The sequence below is a fragment of the Desulfotalea psychrophila LSv54 genome (genome assembly GCF_000025945.1).
GTDB lineage: Bacteria > Desulfobacterota > Desulfobulbia > Desulfobulbales > Desulfocapsaceae > Desulfotalea > Desulfotalea psychrophila.
Genome location: NC_006138.1, coordinates 1275124 through 1301029 on the forward strand (window position 1 = coordinate 1275124; position 25906 = coordinate 1301029).

General features: G+C 45.1%; 34 protein-coding genes and 3 pseudogenes. All 37 read left to right on the forward strand.

Going from position 1 to position 25906, the window contains the following annotated elements; genetic code table 11:
• Window positions 1-15: 15 nt before the first annotated feature.
• The gene (gene rpsS, locus DP_RS05685; RefSeq protein ID WP_011188371.1) at window positions 16-291 is read left to right on the forward strand and encodes a 30S ribosomal protein S19; all 276 of its coding nucleotides are present in this window, start codon (window positions 16-18) and stop codon (window positions 289-291) included.
• A 51-nt stretch (window positions 292-342) separates the two neighbouring features.
• Window positions 343-675, forward strand: coding sequence for a 50S ribosomal protein L22 (rplV, locus tag DP_RS05690; RefSeq protein WP_011188372.1), 333 nt, complete (start codon window positions 343-345; stop codon window positions 673-675).
• A 66-nt stretch (window positions 676-741) separates the two neighbouring features.
• On the forward strand, window positions 742-1395 hold the full coding sequence (rpsC, locus tag DP_RS05695) for a 30S ribosomal protein S3 (RefSeq protein WP_011188373.1): 654 nt from the start codon (window positions 742-744) through the stop codon (window positions 1393-1395).
• 43 nt (window positions 1396-1438) lie between these two features.
• Complete coding sequence (gene rplP, locus DP_RS05700) at window positions 1439-1855, forward strand: 50S ribosomal protein L16 (protein ID WP_011188374.1); 417 nt, start codon at window positions 1439-1441, stop codon at window positions 1853-1855.
• On the forward strand, window positions 1852-2043 hold the full coding sequence (gene rpmC / locus DP_RS05705) for a 50S ribosomal protein L29 (protein ID WP_041277678.1): 192 nt from the start codon (window positions 1852-1854) through the stop codon (window positions 2041-2043). The genes rplP and rpmC overlap by 4 nt, the downstream gene beginning before the upstream one ends.
• Before the next feature lie 66 nt (window positions 2044-2109).
• The gene (gene rpsQ, locus DP_RS05710; protein ID WP_011188376.1) at window positions 2110-2370 is read left to right on the forward strand and encodes a 30S ribosomal protein S17; all 261 of its coding nucleotides are present in this window, start codon (window positions 2110-2112) and stop codon (window positions 2368-2370) included.
• A gap of 59 nt (window positions 2371-2429) precedes the next feature.
• On the forward strand, window positions 2430-2798 hold the full coding sequence (rplN, locus tag DP_RS05715) for a 50S ribosomal protein L14 (protein WP_011188377.1): 369 nt from the start codon (window positions 2430-2432) through the stop codon (window positions 2796-2798).
• A gap of 51 nt (window positions 2799-2849) precedes the next feature.
• Complete coding sequence (gene rplX / locus DP_RS05720) at window positions 2850-3185, forward strand: 50S ribosomal protein L24 (protein ID WP_011188378.1); 336 nt, start codon at window positions 2850-2852, stop codon at window positions 3183-3185.
• A gap of 28 nt (window positions 3186-3213) precedes the next feature.
• Window positions 3214-3753, forward strand: coding sequence for a 50S ribosomal protein L5 (gene rplE, locus DP_RS05725; protein ID WP_011188379.1), 540 nt, complete (start codon window positions 3214-3216; stop codon window positions 3751-3753).
• Between the two features lie 44 nt (window positions 3754-3797).
• Window positions 3798-3983: a type Z 30S ribosomal protein S14 gene (locus DP_RS05730; protein WP_011188380.1), complete on the forward strand. Its 186-nt coding sequence runs from the start codon at window positions 3798-3800 to the stop codon at window positions 3981-3983.
• Window positions 3984-4040: 57 nt separating this feature from the next.
• Window positions 4041-4441: pseudogene (rpsH, locus tag DP_RS05735) on the forward strand (30S ribosomal protein S8).
• Between the two features lie 21 nt (window positions 4442-4462).
• Window positions 4463-5008, forward strand: a pseudogene (gene rplF, locus DP_RS19130) (50S ribosomal protein L6).
• 49 nt (window positions 5009-5057) lie between these two features.
• On the forward strand, window positions 5058-5423 hold the full coding sequence (gene rplR, locus DP_RS05745) for a 50S ribosomal protein L18 (RefSeq protein ID WP_011188382.1): 366 nt from the start codon (window positions 5058-5060) through the stop codon (window positions 5421-5423).
• A 24-nt stretch (window positions 5424-5447) separates the two neighbouring features.
• Window positions 5448-5963, forward strand: coding sequence for a 30S ribosomal protein S5 (rpsE, locus tag DP_RS05750; protein WP_011188383.1), 516 nt, complete (start codon window positions 5448-5450; stop codon window positions 5961-5963).
• Window positions 5964-6017: 54 nt separating this feature from the next.
• Complete coding sequence (gene rpmD / locus DP_RS05755) at window positions 6018-6200, forward strand: 50S ribosomal protein L30 (RefSeq protein ID WP_011188384.1); 183 nt, start codon at window positions 6018-6020, stop codon at window positions 6198-6200.
• 1 nt (window position 6201) lies between these two features.
• Complete coding sequence (gene rplO / locus DP_RS05760; protein ID WP_041277681.1) at window positions 6202-6660, forward strand: 50S ribosomal protein L15; 459 nt, start codon at window positions 6202-6204, stop codon at window positions 6658-6660.
• An 84-nt stretch (window positions 6661-6744) separates the two neighbouring features.
• Window positions 6745-8049 (forward strand): preprotein translocase subunit SecY, encoded by a 1305-nt coding sequence (gene secY / locus DP_RS05765; RefSeq protein WP_011188386.1) that lies wholly within the window; start codon window positions 6745-6747, stop codon window positions 8047-8049.
• A gap of 4 nt (window positions 8050-8053) precedes the next feature.
• The gene (map, locus tag DP_RS05770) at window positions 8054-8836 is read left to right on the forward strand and encodes a type I methionyl aminopeptidase (protein ID WP_011188387.1); all 783 of its coding nucleotides are present in this window, start codon (window positions 8054-8056) and stop codon (window positions 8834-8836) included.
• A 161-nt stretch (window positions 8837-8997) separates the two neighbouring features.
• Entirely contained in the window at window positions 8998-9234 is a 237-nt protein-coding gene (infA, locus tag DP_RS05775; protein WP_041278396.1) for a translation initiation factor IF-1, read from the forward strand.
• A 14-nt stretch (window positions 9235-9248) separates the two neighbouring features.
• Window positions 9249-9362: a 50S ribosomal protein L36 gene (gene rpmJ / locus DP_RS17370; RefSeq protein ID WP_083818937.1), complete on the forward strand. Its 114-nt coding sequence runs from the start codon at window positions 9249-9251 to the stop codon at window positions 9360-9362.
• 54 nt (window positions 9363-9416) lie between these two features.
• A complete protein-coding gene (gene rpsM / locus DP_RS05780) occupies window positions 9417-9782 on the forward strand; it encodes a 30S ribosomal protein S13 (protein WP_011188390.1) in 366 nt (121 codons plus the stop codon).
• A 106-nt stretch (window positions 9783-9888) separates the two neighbouring features.
• On the forward strand, window positions 9889-10269 hold the full coding sequence (gene rpsK, locus DP_RS05785; RefSeq protein WP_011188391.1) for a 30S ribosomal protein S11: 381 nt from the start codon (window positions 9889-9891) through the stop codon (window positions 10267-10269).
• Window positions 10270-10316: 47 nt separating this feature from the next.
• Window positions 10317-10949: a 30S ribosomal protein S4 gene (gene rpsD / locus DP_RS05790; RefSeq protein ID WP_011188392.1), complete on the forward strand. Its 633-nt coding sequence runs from the start codon at window positions 10317-10319 to the stop codon at window positions 10947-10949.
• A gap of 115 nt (window positions 10950-11064) precedes the next feature.
• A complete protein-coding gene (locus tag DP_RS05795) occupies window positions 11065-12096 on the forward strand; it encodes a DNA-directed RNA polymerase subunit alpha (RefSeq protein WP_011188393.1) in 1032 nt (343 codons plus the stop codon).
• Between the two features lie 102 nt (window positions 12097-12198).
• Window positions 12199-12588: a 50S ribosomal protein L17 gene (gene rplQ, locus DP_RS05800; RefSeq protein ID WP_011188394.1), complete on the forward strand. Its 390-nt coding sequence runs from the start codon at window positions 12199-12201 to the stop codon at window positions 12586-12588.
• A 429-nt stretch (window positions 12589-13017) separates the two neighbouring features.
• Window positions 13018-13789 (forward strand): annotated as a pseudogene (gene rpsB, locus DP_RS05805) (30S ribosomal protein S2).
• A gap of 166 nt (window positions 13790-13955) precedes the next feature.
• Window positions 13956-14546, forward strand: a complete 591-nt coding sequence (gene tsf / locus DP_RS05815) for a translation elongation factor Ts (RefSeq protein WP_011188396.1) — start codon at window positions 13956-13958, stop codon at window positions 14544-14546.
• 65 nt (window positions 14547-14611) lie between these two features.
• Window positions 14612-15337 (forward strand): UMP kinase, encoded by a 726-nt coding sequence (pyrH, locus tag DP_RS05820; RefSeq protein WP_011188397.1) that lies wholly within the window; start codon window positions 14612-14614, stop codon window positions 15335-15337.
• A gap of 72 nt (window positions 15338-15409) precedes the next feature.
• Window positions 15410-15964 (forward strand): ribosome recycling factor, encoded by a 555-nt coding sequence (frr, locus tag DP_RS05825; protein ID WP_011188398.1) that lies wholly within the window; start codon window positions 15410-15412, stop codon window positions 15962-15964.
• 142 nt (window positions 15965-16106) lie between these two features.
• Complete coding sequence (locus DP_RS05830) at window positions 16107-16871, forward strand: isoprenyl transferase (protein WP_156792213.1); 765 nt, start codon at window positions 16107-16109, stop codon at window positions 16869-16871.
• Window positions 16872-16879: 8 nt separating this feature from the next.
• Window positions 16880-17671, forward strand: coding sequence for a phosphatidate cytidylyltransferase (locus DP_RS05835; protein WP_011188400.1), 792 nt, complete (start codon window positions 16880-16882; stop codon window positions 17669-17671).
• A 59-nt stretch (window positions 17672-17730) separates the two neighbouring features.
• Complete coding sequence (locus DP_RS05840) at window positions 17731-18888, forward strand: 1-deoxy-D-xylulose-5-phosphate reductoisomerase (protein WP_011188401.1); 1158 nt, start codon at window positions 17731-17733, stop codon at window positions 18886-18888.
• Window positions 18889-18933: 45 nt separating this feature from the next.
• On the forward strand, window positions 18934-20007 hold the full coding sequence (rseP, locus tag DP_RS05845) for an RIP metalloprotease RseP (RefSeq protein ID WP_011188402.1): 1074 nt from the start codon (window positions 18934-18936) through the stop codon (window positions 20005-20007).
• Entirely contained in the window at window positions 20007-20735 is a 729-nt protein-coding gene (gene tsaB / locus DP_RS05850) for a tRNA (adenosine(37)-N6)-threonylcarbamoyltransferase complex dimerization subunit type 1 TsaB (protein WP_011188403.1), read from the forward strand. Before rseP ends, tsaB begins: the two co-directional genes overlap by 1 nt.
• Before the next feature lie 29 nt (window positions 20736-20764).
• Window positions 20765-21859 (forward strand): flavodoxin-dependent (E)-4-hydroxy-3-methylbut-2-enyl-diphosphate synthase, encoded by a 1095-nt coding sequence (ispG, locus tag DP_RS05855; RefSeq protein ID WP_011188404.1) that lies wholly within the window; start codon window positions 20765-20767, stop codon window positions 21857-21859.
• Between the two features lie 139 nt (window positions 21860-21998).
• Complete coding sequence (locus tag DP_RS05860; RefSeq protein ID WP_011188405.1) at window positions 21999-23711, forward strand: proline--tRNA ligase; 1713 nt, start codon at window positions 21999-22001, stop codon at window positions 23709-23711.
• A gap of 10 nt (window positions 23712-23721) precedes the next feature.
• The gene (locus tag DP_RS05865) at window positions 23722-25905 is read left to right on the forward strand and encodes a RelA/SpoT family protein (RefSeq protein ID WP_011188406.1); all 2184 of its coding nucleotides are present in this window, start codon (window positions 23722-23724) and stop codon (window positions 25903-25905) included.
• Window position 25906: the final 1 nt, after the last annotated feature.

The following is a 25906-nucleotide window of genomic DNA, read 5'->3' on the forward strand; positions in this document are numbered from 1 at the left end:
TACAAGGAGTAAAGTATGTCGCGTTCAATTAAGAAGGGTCCTTTTATTGATGATCATCTTCAAAAGAAGGTTGACCAATCTCTTGAGAGTGGTTCCCGTAAGGTCATCAAAACTTGGTCTAGAAGATCTGATATTAGCCCAGAGATGGTTGGATTGACCTTCGCTGTACATAATGGAAAGAAATTCATTCCTGTTTTTGTTTCAGAGAATATGGTAGGACATAAGCTTGGAGAGTTTTCTCCAACCCGTACCTATTATGGACACTCTGCAGATAAGAAAGGTAAGAGATAATTAAAGAACGGAATTTTCGTTATAACTGGACTCAGTTAGGAGTACAAAACTATGGAAGCACGAGCCGTAGGGAAATATATTAGAATTTCCCCTCAGAAGGCACGACTTGTCGCAGATGTAGTGAGAGGTATGGGCGTTGACCAAGCTATCACTACATTGAGATTTATGCCTAAAAAGGGCGCAGTAATATTGCAGAAAGTTATTGAGTCCGCGCTTGCAAATGCAACTCAAGACGATCAGGCAGACGTTGATAATCTATACGTGAAAGTAATAACGATTGATGGTGGTCCGTCACTGAAACGTATCAGACCTCGAGCAATGGGCCGGGCAACCGGGATTATTAAAAGGACTAGTCATATCACTGTTGTTTTAGACGAAAATTAATTTTTTTATCAGTGATAGAACTACCAAGTAATATTACTCAAATATAATATTTGTTGGAGGTTTGTTTTGGGCCAGAAGGTTAACCCGTTAGGGATTAGACTGAATATCACCCGTACTTGGGATTCGGTTTGGTACGCAGACAAAGATTATTCTACTTTCCTCATTGAGGATCAGAAGATTCGTAAGTTTCTCAAGAAACGATTGAGTCATGCTGGTCTTTCTAGTGTAAAGATAGAACGAACTGGAGAGCAGGTTCGCATTAAGCTGTTTACAGCGCGACCTGGAATCGTTATTGGTAAGAAAGGCGCAGAAATTGAGATCCTCAAGCGTGAGCTTGAGAAACTTGTTTCTCGCAAAGTAACTCTTGATATTCAAGAGGTACGTAGACCAGAGGCAGATGCCCAACTGGTTGCCGATAATATCGCTCAACAACTTGCTCGACGTGTTGCTTTTCGTCGTGCGATGAAAAAAGCTGTAAGCTCTGCATTGCGTTTTGGTGTTCAGGGTATTAAGATTGCTTGCTCTGGACGTCTTGGTGGTGCTGAGATGTCAAGATGTGAGTGGGTTCGTGAAGGTCGCGTTCCTCTGCACACATTACGTGCAGATGTTGACTACGCTCTTTCTGAGTCGCACACCACCTACGGTATCATCGGTGTGAAGGTTTGGATTTTCAAGGGTGAAGTTTTAAGCGATAAGGACAAGGGTGCTGTTGCTCAGTGATTTTTTACTGAGTTGCCTTTCTTATAAACGACTGGAGTAAAAGATGTTAAGTCCTAAAAAAGTAAAGCATAGGAAGGTGTTTAAAGGCCGTATGAGAGGAGCTGCTCATCGTGGTTCTTCTCTTGCCTTTGGTGACTATGCCTTGAAAGCGCTGAGTTGTGGAACGATGACTGCTCGGCAGATTGAGGCGGCACGTATTACAATTAACAGAACCATGAAGCGTGGCGGACAGGTTTGGATTCGGGTATTCCCGGACAAGCCTCTCACTAAAAAGCCTGCTGAAACAAGAATGGGTAAAGGTAAAGGTAGTCCAGAGTCTTGGGTTGCTATTGTTAAGCCAGGTAGACTTTTGTATGAAGTCGCTGGTGTAAGTGAAGATGTGGCTATTAAGGCCTTATCGCTTGCGAGCAATAAACTTCCTTTCCCATGCAAAGTTGTTACAAGGAGGACTACTTTATGAAAATGATGGAAATTCGTAAAATGTCCAAAGAAGAGATGGAAGCTAAGATGAAAGATCTTAGGGAAGAGTTGGGAAATCTTGTATTTCAACACAAGATTCGCCCACTTGAAGACACCTCGAAATTGAAGAAAATTAGAAAAGATATCGCGAGAATTGAAACCATAGCATCAGAGACTACAGCTGCATAGCCTGTCGTCATTCATGTTTAACTTTATGGTACGATTCAGCACAACAACATCACGATTGATTACATTATGAGTGAAAATAACACATCAAGAAAGACAAGAACTGGTTCTGTCGTAAGTGACCGGATGGAAAAAAGTGTTGTTGTCCGGGTTGAGAGAAAGGTCCGTCATAAGCTTTACGGTAAATTTATGAAGACCAGCGTAAAGTATCTGGCAGATGACCCTGAAAACCAATGCAACATCGGTGACGTTGTTCTTATAGAAGAATGTCGTCCTTTGAGTAAAAGGAAAAGATGGCGCGTGAAAACAATACTTGAGCAAGCTGTTTAATTTAAAAGATATTGAGCAATGAGCTTTGATAGATATTTTAATAGATATCAGGTGACAAAATGATTCAAACAGAGACAGTCCTCAATGTGGCTGACAACTCTGGTGCCAAGAAGGTTTTGTGTATTAGAGTTCTCGGTGGTAGCAGAAAGCGCTACGCCAGCATTGGTGACGTAATTGTTGTAACAGTAAAAGAAGCTATCCCGCACGCAAAGGTAAAAAAAGGCGACGTAATGAAAGCTGTTGTCGTTCGAACTGCCAAAGAGAATCGTCGTCCAGATGATACTTGGGTGAAGTTTGACGAGAACGCAGCTGTTATGTTAGGTGCCTCTGGTGAGCCTGTTGGCACACGTATTTTTGGACCTGTTGCCCGCGAATTGCGTAACCAGGGATTTATGAAGATTATATCTCTTGCGCCAGAAGTACTCTAATCATTGGTTCTTCTCGCGAACAAGATACATCGATTAAGAAAAGGTTTAAAAATGAGACAGGGTAGAACATACCTGAAAACAAATGATCAGGTAGAAGTGATTGCTGGCAAAGACAAAGGTCGCGTCGGTAAAGTTCTCAGAGTGCTTGTGGATAAAGATAAGGCTGTTGTTGAGCGTGCAAATATGATCAAACGCCACACAAAAGCAACTGAGATGAATCAACAGGGTCAGATTGTTGAAAAGGAAGCACCTATTCATGTATCCAATCTTCAACTTATCTGCCCAGAATGTACCAAGACTGGCCGTGTAGGTAAGAAGGTACTTGAAGATGGCACAAAGGTACGTTACTGCAAGAGCTGCGGTGAGTCCGTTGAGAGCAAATCATAAGGAGGCGGCTTAAAGCCCGAGGTTTACTATGAGTGCGCTGAAAGAATATTATACCAATGAGTGTGTGCCTGCACTGAAGGACCAGTTGGGATACACCAATCCAATGCAAATCCCTAAAATTGAGAAGATTGTTCTCAATATGGGACTTGGAGAGGCTGTTCAAAACCCAAAGATCGTTGAAGGTGCTGCTGAAGAATTAACCAAGATTGCAGGCCAACGTGCGGTTGTAACAAAGGCTAAAAAATCTATTGCGACATTTAAGCTTAGAGAAGGTATGCCAATCGGTTGTCGTGTAACTTTACGCGGCGAGAAGATGTATGACTTCTTGAGCAAACTTGTTAACATCGCTCTTCCCCGAGTACGCGATTTTCGTGGCGTTTCTCCAAAGGGCTTTGATGGACGAGGAAATTACTCAATGGGTATTCAGGAACAAATTATTTTTCCTGAAATTGATTACGACAAGATTGATAAAATTAAAGGGTTTAACATTACCATCGTAACTTCTGCAAAAACCAACGACGAAGGTCGTTCGCTTTTGCGTTTGATGGGAATGCCTTTTAAGAAATAGATTATTAGTTTAGTTATTTTAAAATAGAGAAATCGGAGGTCGTTTTGGCTAAGAAATCCATTATCGCAAAGGCAAAGCGTAAACAAAAGTTTGCCGTGCGAGAATACAATAGATGTCCACTCTGTGGTCGTCCGCGTGCATTTATCAGAAAGTTTGGTATCTGCCGAATTTGTTTTCGTAAGTTGGCATCCAGCGGTGAGGTCACAGGTGTAACTAAATCCAGCTGGTAGGGATTTCTGTTATCTCTGTTTGATTCTGTCAATTATTGGACATAAGGAGTGTTCGCTATGTCGATGAGCGATCCCCTGGCAGATATGCTGACCAGGATACGTAATGCTGTTATGGTAAAATTTGATACCGTAGAAATGCCATCATCTACCATGAAAGTAAGTGTTGCGAAAGTATTGAAGGACGAAGGGTATATTACTGACTATCAAATTAAAGAAGACGGAGTTCAAAATACTCTTTCTATTAATTTGAAGTACGGCCCAGATGGTGAAGCGGTTATTACCGAGTATTAAGCAGTGTCAGCAAGCCTGGCCTCCGCAAATATGCTAAAGCTTCCGATGTGCCAACAGTTCTTAACGGACTTGGAGTTGCTGTTATTTCAACATCTAAAGGTGTTGTTTCTAATAAGACAGCTAGAGATCTTAATGCAGGTGGGGAGATAATCTGCGAGGTTTGGTAACCCGTAGGTGAGGAGGTAAGTATGTCTCGTATTGGAAAACAACCAATTGCCGTTCCTGCCGGAGTAAAAGTTGATCTCAACGGACAGCATATTACTATTACCGGGAAAAAAGGAACTCTTGAGCGCGATATCATTACTGAGATCGAGGCTCACGTAGAGGACAATGGTATCAGTGTGCCCAATCCCCTTTAGGACCACAGACGTGTTAACGCTTTTAGAGGACTGACTCGTAGTCTTATCAACAACATGGTTATTGGTGTTGATGAGGGCTTCAAGAAAGTTCTTCTTATAGAAGGTGTTGGTTATAAGGCAAACCTTGAGGGTTCTAAAAAACTCGTTATCAATGTTGGCTATTCTAACCCTGTTGAGTATAAATTGCCTGAAAACGTACAAGCTGTTGTTGAAGGTAACACCAAGATCACTGTTGAGTCTATCGACAAAGAGCTTCTTGGTCTTGTTGCTGCGCAGATTCGTCAGATTCGTAAGCCTGAGCCGTATAAGGGTAAAGGAATTCGTTACGAAAATGAGCAGATCGTACGTAAAGTTGGTAAGGCAGGATCTAAATAATTAATTTTGTAACGCTATTGGCGGTACAAAAATTTAAAATGGATAAGACATGGCTAAGACAAATCTTAAAACGCTTGCGCGGGCCAAAAGAATAAGCCGAATTCGTAAGAAAATCTCAGGAACATCTGAGCGCCCGCGTCTTCGTGTTTTTAAAAGTAACAAGCATATTTATGCGCAAATTATTGATGATGCCTCAGGCAAGAGCCTTGTTGCGATGTCTACTGTAGACAAGCAATTTGATCTAGGTGACGAGTCAGGCAAAACAGCTGCAGCTAAGAAAGTGGGTGTTGTTCTCGCAGAACGAGCAACCGCAGCTGGCATCAAAAAGGTGATCTTTGATCGTGGTGGTTATATTTACCACGGCCGAGTAAAATCCCTCTCCGAAGGTGCTCGGGAAGGTGGACTCGATTTCTAATGATTTTAATAGTGGGGGTGTCCCTTGTCTGATTTTAAGCGTTCTAAGGCAAATAATAATACCGAAGAGCTTATTGAAAAAATAGTTTTTATCAACAGGGTTGCTAAGGTTGTAAAGGGTGGTCGACGTTTTAGCTTTAGTGCAATCGTTGTTGTTGGCGATGGCAATGGCAAAGTCGGGTATGGACTTGGTAAAGCTAATCAGGTTCCAGAAGCAATTCGTAAAGGTGTAGAGAGAGCTAGGAAGGATATGGCTCTCGTATCTTTGACCGATGTTTCCATCCCTCATCAAGTTATAGGACACTATGGAGCAGGTCGAGTATTCTTAAGACCCGCATCTGCAGGTACTGGTTTGATTGCAGGTGGTCCTGTTCGTGCTGTCCTTGAAGCAGCTGGTGTTAGTAATATTCTAACCAAATGTCTCGGATCTCATAATCCGCACAATATGGTTAAGGCTACCATTGATGGCCTTAAGCAACTTCGTTCCGCACAGAAAATTGCTGAACTTCGTGGAAAGAATGTTGAAGAAATTACTGCGTAATAACATTTTAGAGTGTAATTACAAACCATTAAATTTAAAAATACAGGTAGTCAAATGACCGAGACAATAACATTTACTCTGGTCAAAAGTGGGATCGGAAGTACTGATAAGATCCGTGCCACATTGACCGGTCTGGGGCTAACCAAACTAAACAAGACTGTAACAAGAAAAGACACTCCAGAAATTCGCGGAATGCTGAATAAAGTGAAACATCTTGTTCGTATAGATGAGGCGTAATATGTTAACGTTAGGCAATCTTTCACCACAAGAGGGATCTACCAAGCAGCGTAAGCGTTTGGGTAGAGGACCTGGATCCGGTCATGGCAAAACTGCTGGCCGTGGTCATAAGGGTTTTAAGTCCCGTTCTGGCTCTGGTATTAAGCCGGGCTTCGAAGGCGGTCAAATGCCTTTGCAGCGCAGACTTCCTAAGCGCGGTTTTACCAACATTTTCAAGAAAGAATTTTCTCTTGTTGCCCTGTCCCAGTTGGACAAGTTTGAGGCTGGTGTAGTAGTAAGCCCCGCTGAGCTTGTTGAAGCAGGAATGGTAAAAAAAGGAACTTTGATCAAGATACTTGCTAACGGTGAGATCACCAAGGCAGTAACTGTTAAAGTTGATAAGATCAGTTCTCAAGCTAAGGCTCAAATTGAGGCTGCAGGTGGTACCGTAGTTTTAACTGAGGTTACCGCTGCTGAGTAATAACTGATTGTTGCCGAAATATACAAGAGATCAAAGGCATTATTGCTTTGATCTTTTGTGCTGTCTGAGATAGGAAGAGAGATAATGAGTGGACTTCAGCAGGCTACGAATATACCCGAGTTGCGTAAGCGTATTATTTTCACGCTTATGATGCTTGCAGTATACAGGATGGGCGTTCAGATACCTACCCCAGGTATCAATGGAGAGGCTTTAGCGGGCTTTTTTGCACAGAACGCCAGTACGCTTTTTGGCATGTTTAACATGTTCTCTGGTGGAGCACTTGAGAATTTCTCGATCTTTGCTTTAGGTATTATGCCTTACATTAGTGCTTCTATCATCATTCAACTTTTGACAGTTGTTATTCCAAAACTTGAGGCATTGAAGAAAGAGGGCGAAGCTGGGCAGAGAAAGATTACCCAGTATACCCGATATGGTACTGTTCTTTTAAGTGTCATTCAGGGAAGCTTTATTGCTAAAGGGCTTGGCAGTATGGTCGGTCCAGGTGGAGAGGCTATTGTCCTCAATCCTGGTCTTCATTTTACTTTGATGACCATGCTTACTTTGACGGCAGGAACGGCCTTTATTATGTGGCTCGGTGAGCAGATGACCGAGCGCGGTATAGGCAACGGTATTTCATTAATAATTTTTGCAGGTATTGTGGCTCGGGGACCTGCTGCAATTGCAAACTCGATTCAGCTTATTCAAGCTGGAGAAATTGCATTGTTCTTTGTTCCTGTTCTACTGATTTTTATGTTTGCCATTGTGGCAGTAATTGTATTTTTTGAGACATCTCAGAGAAAAATTCCTATTCAGTATGCCAAACGAGTTGTTGGGCGTAAGGTATATGGGGGACAAAGTTCTCATTTGCCACTTAAAATTAATGTTGCTGGTGTTATTCCACCAATTTTTGCCTCATCAATCATGATGTTTCCTGCTACTATTGGAAGCTTTATTCAAATTGATTGGGTGCAAAGGGTATCTGCGGCAATGTCGCCTGGTACCGTTTTTTACTACATTTGTTATGTGGCGATGATTGTGTTCTTTTGTTTCTTTTATGCTGCCGTGACCTTCAAGCCTGATGATGTGGCAGAAAATTTAAAAAAGAACGGTGGTTTTATCCCAGGGATCCGACCTGGAAAACGTACAGCCCTGTTTATTGATAAGGTACTAACTCGTTTGACTGTAGTTGGTGCTGTCTATCTTAGTGTGGTTTGTGTCTTGCCGACAATTTTGATATCGCAGTTTAATATTCCATTTTTCTTTGGTGGAACTGCTCTTCTTATTGTTGTAGGCGTTAGTATTGATACCATATCACAGGTAGAGTCTCATCTTCATATGAGAAATTATGAAGGTTTCATGAAACAAGGTCGTATTCGAGGAAGGAAATAAAAAGATGTCTCCAAGTGTTCCAGTTAGATCCATAGTCGTGAAGAATGCAGATGAAATAGCCTTGATGTATGAGGCGAATCAGCATGTGGCTGCTGTTTTAAAGACATTGATGAGTGTTGTTGATGTTGGCCAGACTACCTGGGAGCTTGATAAAATTGCAGAGGATTACTGCAAAAAAAATAAAATGAGACCGGCTTTTAAGGGATATAATGGTTTTCCAGGATGCCTTTGCGTATCCGTTAACGAAGAAGTTGTCCATGGTATCCCTTCGCGGAAAAAAAAGCTGAAAAAAGGTGATATTGTCTCTGTTGATTTCGGTGTTGAATATCGAGGTTACTACGGTGATTCTGCTGTGACCATTCCTGTTGGTCAAATATCTGCTGAGGCTAAGAAGCTTTTGCAGGTAACAGATGAGTCGTTGCACAGAGGCATTGCCCAGGCAGTAGCGGGCAATAGAATATCTGATATCTCCAAGGCAGTGCAACAGCATGCTGAAGCTCATGGCTTTGGTGTTGTGCGTCAGTTCGTAGGACACGGTATCGGGAGCGACCTACATGAAGCTCCCGAAATACCTAATTTCTACTCAGGAGAACGTTCTCCGCGGCTTTTGCCGGGAATGGTACTGGCAATAGAGCCTATGCTCAATGTTGGAACAGCGAATGTTAAGGTGTTGCGAGATGGTTGGACAGTGGTAACTGCTGATCATCGTTTTTCCGCTCATTTTGAACATACGGTTGCGGTGACGGAAGAGGCACCTAGGGTACTGAGTTCACGAGAAATTGCATAATGTAAGATAGTTACATTATGTTAATAAGGGTTAAAAAAGAGCTCCAATAGGAGATAGTGTTTAGCGGGGTTTGTGGGTGGGGTAAAGAAAGGTTGTTTTTGTTTGGAAACATGCGATATTGTCTCTTTTTAACATTTTAAGAACTAATGTCAGAGGCCTCCATGGCAAAAGAAGAAGCTATTGAAGTTGAAGGTACCATTATTGAGCCCTTGCCTAATGCGATGTTTCGTGTTGAATTGGACAATGGCCATAAGGTACTGGCACATATTTCAGGTAAGATGCGAATGCACTTTATTAAAATTTTACCTGGTGATAGAGTAACTGTTGAGTTATCTCCTTACGATTTAACAAGGGGAAGGGTTACTTTTCGGACAAAAAATACTAAAAAGAAAAAATAGAGAGTTTGTTTATCATGAAAGTACGCGCATCTGTTAAAAAAATTTGCAGTGACTGTAAGGTTTATAAGCGCAATGGTGTAGTTCGCGTATCCTGTAAAGTTAAAAAACATAAGCAGAGGCAGGGATAAACAAAGTTTGTAACTAACTTTTTTAATTACCTACTTCTTTTGAGGAGATAGACCTTGGCACGTATAGCAGGAATAGACCTTCCTAAAAATAAACACATTGATAGGGCACTTACCTATATTCATGGCATTGGATTGACATCAGCTCGTAAGATTCTTGATGCAGTTGAATTACCATACACCATGAATTCAGACGATTTGGATGGCGAAACCGTCAACCGTATCCGTAAGGTTATCGAGGCAGATTATACCGTAGAGGGTGATCGTCGCCGTGAAGTTTCTATGGACATTAAGAGACTCACCGACCTTGGTTGTTACCGTGGACGTCGTCATCGTATGGGCTTGCCTTGTCGTGGTCAAAAGACTAAGACTAATGCCCGGACACGTAAGGGACCACGTCGTGGTGCCGCTCGTCGGAAATAATTGATAACTCTTGTCTCTCTTTTGCAAGAGAGATAATGAATTGTGAGACTTAGGAGATATAAAGTTTATGCTTATATCTCCTAAGGTCATATGAAAAGGTGTAGATATGGCAGTTGCAAAAAAGAGAAAGGTAAAAAAGAATATCCCAGAAGGGATTGTTTATATTTATTCTACCTTCAATAATACCATTGTTACCATCTCAGACAAGCAGGGAAACGTGGTTTCTTGGTGTAGCGCTGGTGTTCTTGGCTTTAAAGGTTCTCGTAAGAGTACTCCTTTTGCAGCCCAGAATGCGCTTGCTGATGCAGCGAAGAAAGCTGCTGATTGTGGTATGAGAAAAGTAGAAGTTAAAGTGAAAGGACCAGGACCTGGTCGTGAAGCTGCTCTACGTGCTTTGGTAAGTACCGGTTTTGAGGTAAGTCGCATTTATGATGTTACCCCAGTTCCTCACAATGGATGTAAACCACCTAAACGTCGCCGCGTATAATTTCGCAACGTTATGCTGGTGAAAATATTTGAAATGGAGGCCTAAAGTTGGCTAGAAATATAGGGGCTGTATGTCGCCGTTGTCGACGAGAAAATTTGAAGTTGTTTCTAAAGGGCGATCGTTGTTATTCTGACAAATGTTCTTTTGAGAGACGTGCTTTCGCACCGGGACAACATGGTCAGGCAAGATTTAAGAAAGTGTCTGATTACGCTGTTCAGTTGCGTGAGAAGCAAAAAGTTAAGAGCATGTACGGTGTTCTTGAGGCTCAATTTCGTTTGACCTTCGAGAAAGCTGAAGCTCAGAAAGGTGTGGCTGGCGAGAATCTTTTGATTCTTCTTGAACGACGTCTTGATAATGCTGTTTTTCGTGCAGGTTTTGCTTCTTCTAGAACTCAAGCGCGTCAAATTGTTCGTCACAAGCATATCTTGATAAATGGAAAAAGAGTTGATATTCCTTCTTATCAAGTATCTGAGGGCGATGTTATCTCCCTGAGAGAAAAGAGTCGTGCTAACGCAGGTGTTGTTGATAACCTCGAAGCAGTTGTTCGTCGTGGTGTTCCAACCTGGCTTGAGTTAGACAAGGACAACTTTAAGGCATCTGTAAAAGCTCTTCCTAACAGAGAAGAAATTACCATGCCTATTCAGGAAAGATTGATTGTAGAGCTTTACTCTAAGAATTAATCTGCTTTTTTACTCGGTGGATGTGCTGTTTTGCGTCCACCGATGTTTTGTTTTCTGTCTTGTCCATTTGGTCGATATTAACCTGATTAAAACAAGCTAACAGAGAAGGATACCCATGACCCAGGAAATCGACGAAAAAATACCTGTTTATCGTAATTGGCATGAGCTGATCAGACCCGAAAAAGTAGAAATTGATCAGAGTAATCATTCTGAAACCTACGGTAAATTTATCTGTCAACCGCTTGAGCGTGGCTTTGCGACGACAATCGGTAACTCTTTGCGAAGGATCCTTCTGTCTTCTATTCAGGGTGCAGCTATTACCACTGTAAAGATAGAGGGCGCTTTGCATGAACTTACATCCATGAAGGACGTTAAAGAGGATGTAAGTGAGATTATTCTCAATCTTAAGCAGGTTCGTTTAAAGCTTAATTGCGAAGAGTCTCAAACAGTACGTATTGAAAAACAAGGACCAGGACCTGTTGTTGCTGGTGATATTATTCCATCTGCATTCGTTGAAATCATGAACGAAGATCATATTCTCTGTAATCTTACAAGTGATATGACCTTTTGTGCTGAGTTGACTGTCGAATGGGGTAAAGGATATCAACCTGCTGAAAATCAAGAGAAAGATGACCTCACCGTAGGTCAGATTCCCATTGATGCGATCTTTACTCCTGTAAAGAAAATTCAGTATGTTGTCTCTTCTGCCCGTGTTGGTCAACAGACTGATTATGATAAGTTGACCTACGAGATAGAAACAGATGGTAGCGTACGACCTGAAGATGCTTTGGCTTACTCGGCAAAGATTCTTAAGGAGCAGCTTGATATTTTTATTAACTTTGATGAAACTGCGGTCGAGCCTGAAAAGAAAGCTGTTGAGACCGAAGAGAAGCAGGAAAATCCTTATCTCGACAAGCCTGTTGAAGATCTTGAATTATCTGTACGTTCTGCAAACTGTCTCAAGAATGCGGATATCAATTTTATCGGTGATTTGGTACAGAGAACTGATCAGGAAATGTTGAAGACCAAGAACTTTGGTCGTAAATCTCTTAACGAGATTAAAACATTGTTACAAGATATGGATTTGACCCTTGGTGTGAAGCTTGAGGGTTGGAATGCTCCTTCTGATGCAGAGACTGAAGAATAAGAGCGCTTTCTCTAGGGACGCTTTGTCTTTGGTGTAGTGCTAAGAAATTTTAGATAGTAAGTGCATTTACTTTAATTACATAGTGGTGCTGAGGATTATAAGATGAGACATCGTTATTCAGGAAGAAAATTAGGTCGTACCAGTTCGCATAGAGATGCTATGTTCAGGAACATGGTTACTTCATTGTTTGAGCATGAGCGCATTGTTACCACCAAAGAGAAAGCAAAAGAGCTTCGTCCTATCGCAGAGAAGATGATTACTCTTGGCAAGCGTGGAGATCTTCATGCTCGTCGTCAGGCTTTGAGCTATGTTAGATGTGCAGGCGTGGTTCATAAGCTTTTCGGTGAAATTGCTGAGCAATTTGCTGATCGTAAAGGCGGTTATACCCGTATTATCCAAACTGGTGTTCGTCGTGGCGATAACGCTTCTATGGCTATCATCGAGTTGGTTGGTTACGACGAGACTGTTGCTGCTGCAACGACCGAAGCGTAATTATATCGATTGAAGACTATGTGGTTTTAATCGCATAGAGCTTTTGATAGAGAGGGACTGAAAGGAATTTATTCCTCTCAGTCCCTTTTTTTTTGTTTGCTCAAGGGGCGCGGGCGAAAGTGAGCGTTTTTGCTCCTCTGTGTCAGGCCTTGATTATGGCGACAATTCTCAGGAAAGCACAGATTTTCAACGACCCATTGCAATATATCTCATTGCATGGTACATAGTCTTAGCTTTAAATTAAGGGAAGTATTTCTTTTCTTAATGAATAATTTCTCCTCCCCTGTGGAGGAGAGTAACCAAGAGGGTATCTACCCAATAATGGGGACTTATCTTCTCGTATTACTAACACACACATCTTCATCTACTCTGGTGTTATCTCAAGAGATGACTACGAAGATGGCGGAAAAACCAGAACGGAGAACTATTATGAGTCAAGTAACAGTAAAGGACATGCTTCAGGCAGGCCTGCATTTCGGTCACCAAACCCGCAGATGGAATCCAAAAATGAAGCCATATATCTATGGCCCACGTAATGGTATCTATATTGTAAACCTTGATCTTACCAAGCGTCTCTTTGACAAAGCTTGTGAATTTATTTCAAGTAACGTGAAAAACGAGGGTTCTGTTCTTTTCGTAGGTACTAAGCGTCAGGCACAATCCATCATTAAGGAAGAAGCTCGCCGATGTGGTCAGTACTATGTTGATCACCGCTGGTTGGGTGGTATGCTTACCAACTTCCAAACCATCAAGAACAGCATTGATCGTTTGAAGTCCATCGAAGCAATGCAAGAAGATGGTTCTATCAACCGTTTTCCAAAGAAAGAAATTCTTTTGATGGGAAAAGAGCGTGTTAAGCTTGAGCGTAACGTTGGTGGTATCAAAGACATGCGTGCCTTACCTGCTGTAATCGTTATCGTAGATCCTCGTAAAGAGTCTATTGCTGTTAGCGAAGCTGGCAAATTGGGTATTCCTGTTGTTGCCCTTACCGATACTAACTGTGATCCAGACGGTATTGACTACCGTAATCCCAGGCAACGATGATGCAATTCGTTCTATCCGTCTTATCTGTAATGAAATTGCAGAGGTTGTGCTTGCAAGTCAGGCAGAACGTGATGGTGACGAAGCATCTGAAGAGGCAATTGCTGCTGCTATGGGTGATACCGTAAGCGAGATGGCAGAGAAGACCGAAGAAGCATAGTGGCACCATATTAATTCTATCGTTTTTTCTATAGAATTCTGCGATAGAAGGTAACGAAAGGGGCTGTCTATTGACTTGCCCCTTTTGTTGTGTGGACAGAAGATGTCGCTGTGGTTTGTTTTGGTTGCGGCATAGACGATGAGAGCAAAATTTTTGGAGAGTTAGAATGGCTATTACAAGCAAGATGGTAAAAGAGCTTAGAGATAAAACAGCTGCAGGTATGATGGACTGTAAAAAAGCTCTTACCGAGACCGATGGTGATATGGAAAAAGCAGTGGACCTTCTTCGTCAGAAGGGTCTTGCCGTTGCTGCTAAGCGCGCAGGTCGTGCTACAAGTGAAGGTACCATTCAGACCTATATTCATGGTGCTAAGATTGGTGTTATGATTGAGGTTGGTTGTGAGACTGACTTTGTTGCAAAGAACGAAGAATTTTGCAAATTTGCAAAAGACATTGCAATGCACATTGCAGCTGTAAACCCCATTGCTGTAAGCCGTGAGGGTATTCCTGCCGAGGTTATTGAGCGTGAGAAGGCAATTTACGTTCAGCAAGCTCTCGATTCTGGTAAGCCAGAAGCGATTGTTGAGAAGATGGTTGTTGGTAAAGTAGAGAAGTTTATTGGCGAAATTTGTCTTGTTGAACAAAAATTCGTAATGAACCCTGATCTTACCGTACAAGACCTTCTTAATGAACTTGTAGCCAAGATGGGTGAGAATATCTCCATTAAGCGTTTTGCTCGTTTTCAAGTAGGTGCCTAATTTGTACTTTTTGTTGCCTCAAAATTTTTTGAGGCAACATTTTTCTTTTCTTCCTTACTATCCACATGAGGTTTATTATGCCCATTAAATATAAAAGAATGTTGCTTAAATTGAGTGGCGAAGCCCTCATGGGTAAAGACTCTTATGGAATCAATACCGGAGTTTTGGAGTTTGTTGCCGGCGAAATAAAAGAGCTTGTGGCAATGGGCGTTGAGCTGGGTGTTGTTGTTGGTGCCGGCAATATTTTTAGGGGTATGGCTGGGGCAAGTAAGGGAATGGATCGTGCGACAGCCGATAATATGGGAATGCTCGCCACAGTAATGAATAGTCTCGCCATGCAGGATGCGCTTGAGCGTAGCGGGGTCATCACTCGGGCTATGTCGGCTATTCCTATGCAATCGATTTGTGAATCTTATATTAGAAGGCGAGCAACCAGACATCTTGAAAAAGGTCGAGTGGTTATCTTTGCTGCTGGTACCGGTAATCCCTATTTTACCACTGACTCGGCGGGTGTCCTGCGTGCCCTGGAGATTGATGCTGATATCGTGGTTAAGGCGACCAAGGTTGATGGTGTCTATGATAAGGATCCTATGATTCATGATGATGCTGTCAAGTTTGAGCATCTTACCTATGACGATGTCCTGCGTAAGGGACTGAAGGTCATGGATGCTGCTGGAATTGCCTTGGCAAAAGACGATGACAAGCCTATTATGGTGCTGAATATGAGTGTTGCTGGTAATATGAAAAAAGCTGCACTTGGTGAACGTGTTGGGACACTTATTACTGCGTAAGAGCTCCAAGGGTAATGTGTAGCTGTTTACTACTTATAAGAAAATTTTCATTTTATAGATGAGGTTAACCCCATGAGTGAAGTTATTGTAGAGATGAGTGGCAGGATGGCGAAGAGTGTTGAAGCTTTTAAAAATGATTTATCCAGGGTCCGTACCGGCCGTGCCTCGATTTCTATTCTTGATGATATTACCGTTGTTGCTTACGGTAGCACCATGCCTCTGAACCAGGTTGCGACCTTGACCATCCCGGAATCTCGTATGATTGCTTTGCAACCATGGGACCCGCAAATGATACCGCCCATTGAAAAAGCTATCCTTAAGTCAGGCCTTGGACTTAATCCGGTAAATGATGGCAAGGTTGTTCGTTTGAATATTCCTCAACTTACCGAAGATCGTCGTAAAGATCTGGTCAAGCAGGTAAAGAAAATCGCTGAGGAGTTTCGGGTAGCAATCCGCAACGTTCGACGTGACGCCATTGATACCCTTAAGTTGCAAAAGAAGGATAAGGAGATATCTGAGGACGATCTGTTCAAATTGCAGGATGATGCTCAGAAAGAGACCGATATTTACATCAAGCAGTTGGATGAGGTTAGTGCCTCTAAAGAAAAAGAAGTGATGGAAGTATAGGCTTTGATGTTTTTGCTGTAATGATTAAAAAATATGAGTACAGGCACCGAACAGCTTGCCCGGTTTATACATTTTATGTTTTAAGTCATGACATCCCCCTAGGGGACGTGAAGCTTTTTTCATGGACACAAATGGAGAATATATGAGACTGGCAGAATTAGCTGAGAAGTATGGGATTGATCCTCTCCACCTTCCTGCTCATATTGCAATTATTATGGATGGAAATGGACGTTGGGCTCAGGCTCGTAAACGTCCACGTCTCTTTGGACATAAGGCAGGGGCTGATTCGGTTGAGGAGATTGTCTCAATCTGTTGCCAACTCGGTATCCCGGCACTTACCCTCTATGCCTTCTCTTCTGAAAATTGGAAGAGACCGAAAGCAGAGGTGAGTGGCCTTATGTCTATCCTGCAGAAATATCTTCGGGCAGAGTTGCCCAAGATGCAAAAGAATAATATTCGTCTCCACTGTATCGGCGATATTGAGCGTCTGCCATCTGCTGTACGCGATACCCTGCTCCAGGTAATGGGCGAGACTGCAAAAAATACGGGGATGATACTCTCACTGGCCCTCAGTTATGGGGGGCGGGATGAGATCTGTCGTGCCATAAAAAAAATCTCTGCTGAATGTGTCGCAGGTGATCTTGAGGAGACGGATATCACTCCAGATCTTCTCTCCGACTATCTTGACACCGCTATCTTGCCGGAACCAGATCTGTTGATACGGACGGGCGGTGAGTCTCGGCTTTCCAATTTTCTTCTCTGGCAACTCTCCTATGCAGAGTTGTACTTCACAGATATTATGTGGCCAGAATTTCGTACAGAACAGCTGGCAACTGCTATTGCCAGCTTTCAGGAACGTGAACGCCGTTTTGGCAAAATTGGTGCACAGTTAAATAAGAATAAATAGGAAAAGATATGGATAGAGTGGTTCCGGGCTTACTTCTGGCGGGGTTTTGGCTCTTGTTGCTTTTTAAGGGGTCTGCTCTGCTGTTCTCTGTTGTTATCCTGGCTGTTATTTTCATGGCGGCAAATGAGTATCTGCGCATGGCAGCTGCGGGCTTAATTGGGAAAAAGGAGAGGTATTTTCTTAATCTGGTGCTGATGTTTCCAGCTCTTGCTGTTACCATCAATTCAACTCAGCAATATCTTGCTCCCGCTCTTCTGGCCTCTTTTTTCGTCCTGACAGGTTATTTTCTCTATCGCTACGCCAAGTTTGAACAGCCCTACGCCTTCTTTGCCCGTCTTCTCTTTGGGGTCTTCTATATAGGCTTTCTCAGTTCATACCTCCTGCTGGTCCGGGCCCTGCCCGATGGAAATTACTGGCTGATCGTTGCCTCGGCTATTACGGCAGGTGCTGATTCAGGGGGATATTTTGTCGGCTGTTCCATTGGTAAGCATAAGCTCTGCCCTAATGTCAGTCCCAAGAAGACCATTGAGGGCGCTCTGGGCGGCCTTGTCTTTGCCCTCATTGCCGCCTTTGTCGGCGCTCACTTTCTTCTCCCCGAGGTTAGCCCCTGGTTTTTGGCTCTTGGCACCGTGGTTCTCACCGCAGCTGGAGTGGCCGGTGACCTGACAGAATCTATTATAAAGCGAGGCACGGGCACCAAGGATTCCGGCACCTGTCTTGGCGGGCATGGTGGTATTCTGGATCGAATTGACTCTCTGCTCTTTGCCCTTCCGGTGCTCTATACGGTGCTTACCTTCTAATTTTTTTTGGTTACCCGTTGTTCTGTTAAGGGCGTATCCATACTAGTTTATCATTTAATATGAAAAAAATATCTCTTCTTGGGGCGACGGGTTCCATTGGCACAAGTGTGCTTGAAGTTGTTCGGAAATTTTCCGATCAATACAGGATTGTCGCTATGGCTGCTGGTCGCAATATTGATCTCTTTGCCAGACAGATTGAGGAGTTTTCTCCAGATCTTGTTTCAGTGCTTGATGAGGAATATGCCCATTGCCTGCAGGAGAGGCTGGGAGGATTCAGGGGTAAGATCCTCTGGGGAAACGCGGGCAATGAAGAGGTTGCCGCCTATCCCTCTGCCTCAATTACCATCTCAGCAATTGTTGGTGCGGCTGGTCTACTTCCTACCCTGGCGGCAATTGAGGCGGGAAAGGATATTGGCCTTGCCAATAAAGAGACCCTGGTCATGGCAGGAAAAATTGTCATGGAGAGAGCACGGCGTAAGGGGGTGGCACTGCTTCCCGTTGATTCCGAACACTCTGCCATCTTTCAGGCCCTGCATGCAGGTAAGAGGGCAGATCTGGCTAAAATTATTCTCACCGCCTCCGGTGGACCATTTCATGGCAGGACAGCTGCTGAACTTGCGCAGGTCACCCCTGCTCAAGCTCTGGCTCATCCAAACTGGAGTATGGGTAGAAAGGTCTCCATTGATTCAGCTACCCTGATGAACAAGGGGCTGGAGGTGATTGAGGCGAAATGGCTCTTTGATGTAGAGCCGGAGAACATAGAGGTGGTGGTGCATCCCCAGTCTATTGTTCACTCTCTGGTTGAGTACCATGACGGTTCGTTGATTGCCCAACTTGGGGTGGCTGATATGTGTATTCCCATTGCCTATGCCCTCTCCTATCCAAACCGTTTACCCCTCGGTCATAAGCGCCTCTCCTTAACCGACTGTGCCTGTTTGGACTTCATTCGGCCCGATACGGAAAACTTTCCAGCCCTGCCCCTGGCCTTTGAGGCCCTACGGCGGGGAGGGGTTGCGCCAGCAGCACTTAATGCGGCAAATGAGATAGCGGTTGCCGCATTTTTAGATGGCAAAATACGCTTTCTTGACATAGCAAGGCTTGTAACAGATACTGTAGACGTTGTTTCCCCGGGGGATGAAAATAAATTAGATGATATCTTAGCAGCAGACAGGGAGTCCAGGGAAATAACCCGGCAAAAAATAACGGAACTCTTCTGATATCATCTGTTTTCACGCCTCTTAACCTCTAAAGACAATGGTTATATGACTACAATTTTTTCATTTATACTGGTTCTTGGTGCTCTGATATTTGTCCACGAGTTGGGACATTTTCTCTTGGCAAAGTTCTTTGGCGTTCGGGTACTTAAATTTTCCTTAGGGTTTGGGCCACGTCTCTGTGGCAAAACAATAGGGGAAACAGAGTATGTGCTTTCGGCCTTTCCTCTGGGTGGATTTGTTAAAATGCTTGGGGAAAACCCCGACGAGGAGGAGCTGACAGGTGTTGAAAAGGAGAGGGCTTTTTCCTATAAACCGACATACCAGAGATTTCTTATTGTCCTTGCCGGTCCGCTTTTCAATTTTATTTTTCCCGTTCTCATCTTTTCATCGCTCTTCTTCTTTCAGGGTATTCCCGTGTCGCAGGACACCACCAGAATTGGCCAGGTAAATGAGGGCTCCCCTGCCGCGCAGGCAGGTATGTTGGCAGATGATATTATTGTGGACATCAATGGGGTAGAAACTACCAGTTGGCAGAGTGTTCTCAATGGGGTCAAGGATAGTGGCGGTGTACCTCTTAAGGTACTTGTTCTTCGTGGGGATAAGGAGGTGAGCCTCGCTATTGTTCCCCAGCGTGATGAGGTCAAAGATGTCTTTGGTCAAGCCGTTGAAGAGAGATATATGATAGGGGTGATGAAGGCGGAGGCCCTCTCCTATGAGGAGACAGGGCTCTTTGCTGCCATATGGCGAGGTCTGCAGCAGACATGGTTTTATATCTATTTGACCGGCCTTGGTATTATTAAGCTTATTCAACAGGTGGTGCCTGCATCGGAGATGGGTGGGCCAATTTTGATTGCTCAGATGGCCGGTGAACAGATGCGTGCCGGTTGGATAAACCTCCTCTATTTTACCTCCCTGCTCAGTGTTAATCTCGGTATCCTTAATTTACTGCCCATCCCTGTCCTTGATGGTGGTCATTTAATGTTTTTGACCCTGGAGGGGATTCGCAAAAAACCACTCGGTGAAAAGGCACAAATTATTGCCCAACAGATAGGGCTTGGCCTCTTGGCTACCCTGATGCTTTTTGTTTTTTACAATGATATTATGAGGCTTATAAAGTAATGACCCAACCTGTTTTACTTGCAATCGATACGGCCACAAACTGTAGCTCTGTGGCAATAACCAGGGGCGATAGTCTCTGTGGTGAGGTAATTGCCTCTCTCTCTCTCAGTAGTGGCATTACCCATTCCCGCCGTCTTCTCACCTCTATTGAGTGGCTGATGGCCGAGGTAGGTATGGACTGGCAGGGGCTTACCGGCATTGCCGTGAGCCTTGGTCCCGGCAGCTTTACCGGTCTGCGGATCGGCATGGCAACGGCTAAGGGACTTGCCACCGCCGCCGGACTACCCCTCTACGGAGTTTCAAGTTTGGATGTCCTGGCCAGCAGATGTGTCACCGATAAGTTGATCTGTGTTGCCCTGGATGCGAGAAAAAAAGAGGTGTATACGGCCCTTTATCGGAGGGTCGGCGGAGAGATTCAGCGACTTGGTGACTATCAGGTGCTTGCCCCGGAGAGTCTTGTCGCTATGATTGATGAACCTGTCCTCTTTGTGGGTGATGGTGTCCGGGTCTACAGTGACAGATTGTCTCTGTCGGCACTGGCTGGGGCTGAGATTGCCCCTGCTATCCTGCATACCATTTCAGCCACGGCTTTGGGCTTTTGTGCAGCTGATTGTGCCATAAGGGGGGAGATGCTGGATACTGCAGCGGCTGTACCCCTCTATGTGCGAGCCTCCGATGCTGAGCTCAATCTTGGCATAAAGGTTACTCCCCGGCCCATCCCCTGCTAATCGTGAAAAAATCAATATAGAGGTCTGCGATGATAAGTCGACGTTCGACAAGGCAAATACAGGTGGGTAGGGTAGCGGTGGGTGGTGACAGCCCTGTTAGCGTTCAGTCCATGACCAATACCGATACCCGTGATATAGAAAAGACGGCGGAACAGCTGCAACGTCTGCAGCAGGCGGGCTGTGATATTGCCCGGGTGGCTGTTCTCGATCAGGATGCGGCCCGGGCCATATCGGCCCTTGTCGATATGAGCTCCATGCCCATTATTGCCGACATTCACTTTGACTATCGTCTGGCCATTGCCGCCATGGAAAATGGTGCCGCTGCTATTCGTATAAATCCGGGAAATCTCGGTGGTGAAGAGAAAACCGCCAAGGTTGTGGCCGCTGCCAAGATGCATGGACTGCCTATTCGGGTGGGGGTTAACAGTGGTTCCATCGAAAAAGATCTTCTGAAAAAGTATGGTTATCCGACTGCTGATAATACCCAGGCCCTGATTGAAAGTGCTCTGCGTAATGTCCGTCTCTTGGAGAAACATGGTTTTGAACAGATAAAGATATCCATTAAATCATCGGATGTGCTGACCACCGTAAATGGCTATCAGCAGCTGTCCAAGGTCACCGATTATCCCCTGCATTTAGGTGTCACCGAGGCAGGTGGGCTTATTGCCGGAACCGTTAAGTCAAGCGTTGCCCTCGGTATTCTCCTGAACCAGGGTATTGGTGATACCCTGCGTATTTCCCTGACCCGTGATCCGGTGGAAGAGGTACGGGTGGCCTTTGAGCTTCTTCGTTGCCTCGGTATCCGTCAGCGAGGACCGGAGCTTATCTCCTGTCCCACCTGTGGCCGGACCCGAATTGATCTCTTCTCTCTGGCCGAAAAGGTCGAGCAGGTGGTGCAAGCCATGGAGGCCCCCATCAAGGTGGCAGTTATGGGCTGCGTGGTCAATGGCCCGGGCGAAGCTAAAGAGGCTGATATTGGTATTGCCGGTGGAGAAGGTTTGGGGATTATCTTTAAAAAGGGTGTCCTTTACAAAAAGGTCGCCGAGGAGCAACTCCTTGAGGTCTTTTTGGCAGAGTTGCGTGAGCTGGAAGAGGAATATCAGAAAAAGCATAATAATGTCTAGTATCTAGAGATTTTTTGCGTATGGCATCCATCTATTGTATTCTTATGATGGTTGGGCCTCGCTCCCCATTTAAATCCATGTTGAGTCCTGGCCCGTCTTATTTAAAAGAGAAAAATATTTAATTTATCACGGTGAAAATATGCGTTATTCACAATCATTTATACCAACCAAAAAAGAGACACCTGCTGAGGCAGAGGTGGCGAGCCACCAGTTGATGCTTCGGGCAGGTTTTATGCGAAAGCTTAGTTCCGGCGTTTATAGCTATCTTCCCTATGGCCTTGCTGCCATTCGTAAGGTGGAAAATATTGTTCGTGAAGAGATGAATCGTGCCGGTGCCCAGGAGATGTTGATGCCCATGGTACAACCTGCCGATCTTTGGAAGGAGACAGGCCGATATGAAAAATATGGTCCGGAACTCCTCCGCTTCTTCGATCGTAATAATCGTGAGTCCTGTCTTGGACCCACCCATGAAGAGGTTATTACCGATATCGTTCGTAATGAGCTGAGCTCCTATCGGGATCTGCCCATCAACCTCTATCAGATTCAGACCAAGTTTCGTGATGAGATCAGACCTCGTTTTGGTCTGATGCGGGGTCGTGAGTTTGTCATGAAGGATGCCTACTCCTTTGATGTTGATGATGAGCAGGCAAATCTCTCATACGACAAGATGTTTGAGGCCTATAAGCGTATTTTTACTCGTTGCGGTCTGCAATTTCGTCCTGTCCAGGCGGATTCCGGGGCCATTGGCGGAAGTCATTCCCATGAGTTTATGGTGCTGGCTAAGACCGGTGAAGATACCATCGTGGTCTGTAAGGACTGTGAGTATGCGGCCAATATGGAAAAGGCCGAGGTTAAGCTGGTTGCCACCGAGAACGATGAGGCTCTGGCTGAACTGGAAAAAATTGAAACTCCGGGTAAGAGAAAGGTTAACGCCGTCTGTGATTTCCTCCAGATTACCCCGCAGCAGTTGGTCAAGACCATGGTCTTTGAGGCCGACGGGGAAGCTGTTGCCGTGCTTGTCCGAGGTGACCGTGAAGTAGAGGAGGTGAAGTTGAAGAACCTCCTGGGTGTGGCTGATGTAGAGTTGATGGATGATAAGGCCGTTTTTGATGCGACCGGCGTGCCCACCGGCTATCTTGGACCCGTTGCCATCCCAATTCGGGTGGTGGCTGATCAGGAGGTAATGGTCATGAAAAACTTCTATGTGGGCGGTAATGAGAAAAACTTTCACCTGAAGAATGTGAATATCGAGCGTGATTGTACCGTGTCCGCCGTTGCCGATCTGCGTCAAATCAGCACCGATGATCCCTGTCCGCGCTGTGGTGGTAGATTAGAGCTTACCGAGGGAATCGAGGTGGGCCATGTTTTTAAACTTGGTACAGGCTATTCTGAATCAATGAATGCCCGTTTTCAGGATGGCACCGGAGATGAAAAACCCTTTGTTATGGGTTGTTATGGTATTGGCGTTAGCCGGGTTGTGGCGGCGGCAATCGAACAGAATCATGATAAGGATGGCATTATTTTTCCTGTTCCCCTGGCCCCATATACGGTAACTGTCTTAAATCTTGGTCTTAAAGATCCGGAGATTACTGCTGCTGCTGAAAAGCTCTATGCAGAGCTTCAGGCGGCTGGCCTCTCGGTTTTGCTCGATGACCGTGATGAGAGACCGGGTGCAAAATTCAAGGATGCCGATCTTCTGGGTATTCCTTACCGACTTACCGTGGGCAAAGGCCTTGCCAAGAATGGCATGGTTGAAGTGAGACGTCGTCGTGATGGCCACACCGAAGAGATGACCCCTGAGGTGGCGGCAGATTTTCTTGCTCGTTGCATTCAAGCAGAACTCACCGACTAAAGGATGTAAAATGCCACTCTCGTCTATGCTTGGCCCGGATGGGATCAAGGTGCTTGTAGCAAATTATCAGCCTGATGCTGATATGCAACGTATTGATGATGCATGGCAGTTTGCTGCCCGTGTTCATGAAGGGCAGGAACATTTTTCCGGGACCCCCTACCTCTTGCATCTGCAAGAGGTAGGGGCAACCCTTGCCTCAATGCAACTTGATCTTGATACCATTCTTGCAGCTCTGCTCCACGGTACTATTAAGCATGGGGTTGAAATTACTGAATTGCGGGACGCATTTGGTGATGATGTAGCTTCCATTGTTGAAGGTGCCAGTCGTATTACCAAGGTACAGTACAACAATAAGTTGGTGGGCCAGGCGGAGGGCGTTCGTAAGATGCTCCTTGCCATTGCCGCCGATATTCGGGTCCTTCTGGTCCGGCTTGTTGATCGTCTCACCGATCTCTTTAATCTGGAAAAACTGCCCCGTGAGCGCCAGCTTGAGATTGCCTGGGAAACCATGAATCTCTATGCGCCGCTGGCTAGTCGTCTGGGCATTGACTGGCTGAAGAGAGAGCTAGAAGATAACTCCTTCAGATTTCTCTATCCGGATGAGTACGCCGAGCTGAGTCGGGATATGGAGAGCTCTCTTGAGGAACGTGAGAGTTATGTGGCAGAGATGCTTGCCACCCTCAAGGGGAAACTGGAAGAAAACGATATTCATCCTCTCCGTGTTTTAGGCCGGCCGAAACATCTCTACTCCATCTATAAGAAGCTGGTTGCCCAGAATATTAAGCTCGATAAGGTCTATGACAAGGTCGCCTTTCGTATCATAGTTGACAGCGTTAAGGAGTGCTATGAGACCCTTGGGGTTATTCATGGTGAGTGGGCCCCTGTTCCCGGGAGAATTAAGGATTTTATCTCGGTACCAAAGGCCAATAACTATCAGTCGATGCATACCACGGTGGCTGGACCCTGTGGCCATTTTATTGAGATTCAGATCCGTACTGAAGAGATGGATCGTGTTGCCTCGGAGGGGGTTGCTGCCCACTGGGCCTATAAAGAGGGCCAGAAGACGGCGGGGCGTGATGCTAAGCTCTTTGGTGATCTGAAAAATTTAGTTAAGTCACTGAAGGATGTTGAAGATCCGCGGGAATTTCTTGATTCAGTTCAGGGTGAGCTCTATGACCCCGATGTCTATGTCCTTACTCCGGGTGGTGAGGTAAAGGAGTTCCGCTACGGTAGCTGTCCCATCGATTTTGCCTATGCCGTGCATAGCGAGGTGGGAGACCACTGTACCGGGGCAAAGGTCAATGGCAGGCTTGTTCCACTCAAATATCATATGCAAAATGGTGATATTATTGAGATCCTCACCTCTCCATCTCAGCATCCCCGTCGGGGCTGGCTTGATTTTGTGCAGAGCGGTCGGGCCAAGGCCAGGATTCGCTCCTGGTTTCGCCGGGAGGAGAACGAGCGGGCCTTAAAACTCGGTCGGGAGATCTGTGAGAGAGAGATTCGTCTGCATAATACCAGCCTGAAAAAGTTGGTGAAGAGCGGTCAGATACGTCTTCTCTTTAAGGAGCTACGTTGCAACTCCCTCGATGATATGCTGATCAAGGTGGGCAACGGTGGCATAACCATCGAAAACCTGGTCAAGGCTCTGCAGCCCCATAATCCACAACTGGATAGGGATGTGCCGGCTCAGGATGCAGTTACCGATGAGGCCCTGCCGATACTTCCTAAGCAGGCCACAACCCAGATAGAGCAGAGCAAGGATGGTCTGCGCATTGCCGGGGTAGAGGGGATGCTTGTCCGGGTAGGACAGTGTTGTCGTCCTGTACCCGGAGATAAGGTCATTGGCTTTATTACCCATGGACGTGGGGTAACGGTTCATAAGGCCGATTGCTCTAATCTCGGCTCGACCGATCCCCATCGACGTATTGATGTGGACTGGGCCCAGAGTTCGAGTAGCAGTTACCGAGCAGTCCTTCATGTTGTCACAGAAAATTCTAAGGGGATCTTCTCCGAGGTAAGTGCTATTATTGCCGGAGAAAGTGCCAATATGGTAGAGATGTCCGCCCGGGTTACCGTCGAGGATACCGCTGAGTTTACCCTCTCTTTAGAGGTGAAGGATCTTGAACAACTCCAGCATCTTATGCAGATTTTGCGGCAGATGCCGGTGGTGATCTCTGTTCGTCGTCTATAAG

Coding starts and splice junctions, on each gene's coding strand:
- rseP (WP_011188402.1), top strand. CDS start 18,934: ATGACTACAATTTTTTCATTTATACTGGTTCTTGGTGCTCTGATATTT.
- rpsK (WP_011188391.1), top strand. CDS start 9,889: ATGGCAGTTGCAAAAAAGAGAAAGGTAAAAAAGAATATCCCAGAAGGG.
- secY (WP_011188386.1), top strand. CDS start 6,745: ATGAGTGGACTTCAGCAGGCTACGAATATACCCGAGTTGCGTAAGCGT.
- DP_RS05830 (WP_156792213.1), top strand. CDS start 16,107: ATGAGACTGGCAGAATTAGCTGAGAAGTATGGGATTGATCCTCTCCAC.
- rpmD (WP_011188384.1), top strand. CDS start 6,018: ATGACCGAGACAATAACATTTACTCTGGTCAAAAGTGGGATCGGAAGT.
- rplX (WP_011188378.1), top strand. CDS start 2,850: ATGAGACAGGGTAGAACATACCTGAAAACAAATGATCAGGTAGAAGTG.
- map (WP_011188387.1), top strand. CDS start 8,054: ATGTCTCCAAGTGTTCCAGTTAGATCCATAGTCGTGAAGAATGCAGAT.
- DP_RS05840 (WP_011188401.1), top strand. CDS start 17,731: ATGAAAAAAATATCTCTTCTTGGGGCGACGGGTTCCATTGGCACAAGT.
- rpsS (WP_011188371.1), top strand. CDS start 16: ATGTCGCGTTCAATTAAGAAGGGTCCTTTTATTGATGATCATCTTCAA.
- rplQ (WP_011188394.1), top strand. CDS start 12,199: ATGAGACATCGTTATTCAGGAAGAAAATTAGGTCGTACCAGTTCGCAT.
- rplR (WP_011188382.1), top strand. CDS start 5,058: ATGGCTAAGACAAATCTTAAAACGCTTGCGCGGGCCAAAAGAATAAGC.
- rplV (WP_011188372.1), top strand. CDS start 343: ATGGAAGCACGAGCCGTAGGGAAATATATTAGAATTTCCCCTCAGAAG.
- rplE (WP_011188379.1), top strand. CDS start 3,214: ATGAGTGCGCTGAAAGAATATTATACCAATGAGTGTGTGCCTGCACTG.
- rplP (WP_011188374.1), top strand. CDS start 1,439: ATGTTAAGTCCTAAAAAAGTAAAGCATAGGAAGGTGTTTAAAGGCCGT.
- DP_RS05860 (WP_011188405.1), top strand. CDS start 21,999: ATGCGTTATTCACAATCATTTATACCAACCAAAAAAGAGACACCTGCT.
- pyrH (WP_011188397.1), top strand. CDS start 14,612: ATGAGGTTTATTATGCCCATTAAATATAAAAGAATGTTGCTTAAATTG.
- DP_RS05865 (WP_011188406.1), top strand. CDS start 23,722: ATGCCACTCTCGTCTATGCTTGGCCCGGATGGGATCAAGGTGCTTGTA.
- tsf (WP_011188396.1), top strand. CDS start 13,956: ATGGCTATTACAAGCAAGATGGTAAAAGAGCTTAGAGATAAAACAGCT.
- rpsQ (WP_011188376.1), top strand. CDS start 2,110: ATGAGTGAAAATAACACATCAAGAAAGACAAGAACTGGTTCTGTCGTA.
- ispG (WP_011188404.1), top strand. CDS start 20,765: ATGATAAGTCGACGTTCGACAAGGCAAATACAGGTGGGTAGGGTAGCG.
- rplN (WP_011188377.1), top strand. CDS start 2,430: ATGATTCAAACAGAGACAGTCCTCAATGTGGCTGACAACTCTGGTGCC.
- rpmJ (WP_083818937.1), top strand. CDS start 9,249: ATGAAAGTACGCGCATCTGTTAAAAAAATTTGCAGTGACTGTAAGGTT.
- DP_RS05795 (WP_011188393.1), top strand. CDS start 11,065: ATGACCCAGGAAATCGACGAAAAAATACCTGTTTATCGTAATTGGCAT.
- infA (WP_041278396.1), top strand. CDS start 8,998: ATGGCAAAAGAAGAAGCTATTGAAGTTGAAGGTACCATTATTGAGCCC.
- rplO (WP_041277681.1), top strand. CDS start 6,202: ATGTTAACGTTAGGCAATCTTTCACCACAAGAGGGATCTACCAAGCAG.
- DP_RS05835 (WP_011188400.1), top strand. CDS start 16,880: ATGGATAGAGTGGTTCCGGGCTTACTTCTGGCGGGGTTTTGGCTCTTG.
- rpmC (WP_041277678.1), top strand. CDS start 1,852: ATGAAAATGATGGAAATTCGTAAAATGTCCAAAGAAGAGATGGAAGCT.
- tsaB (WP_011188403.1), top strand. CDS start 20,007: ATGACCCAACCTGTTTTACTTGCAATCGATACGGCCACAAACTGTAGC.
- frr (WP_011188398.1), top strand. CDS start 15,410: ATGAGTGAAGTTATTGTAGAGATGAGTGGCAGGATGGCGAAGAGTGTT.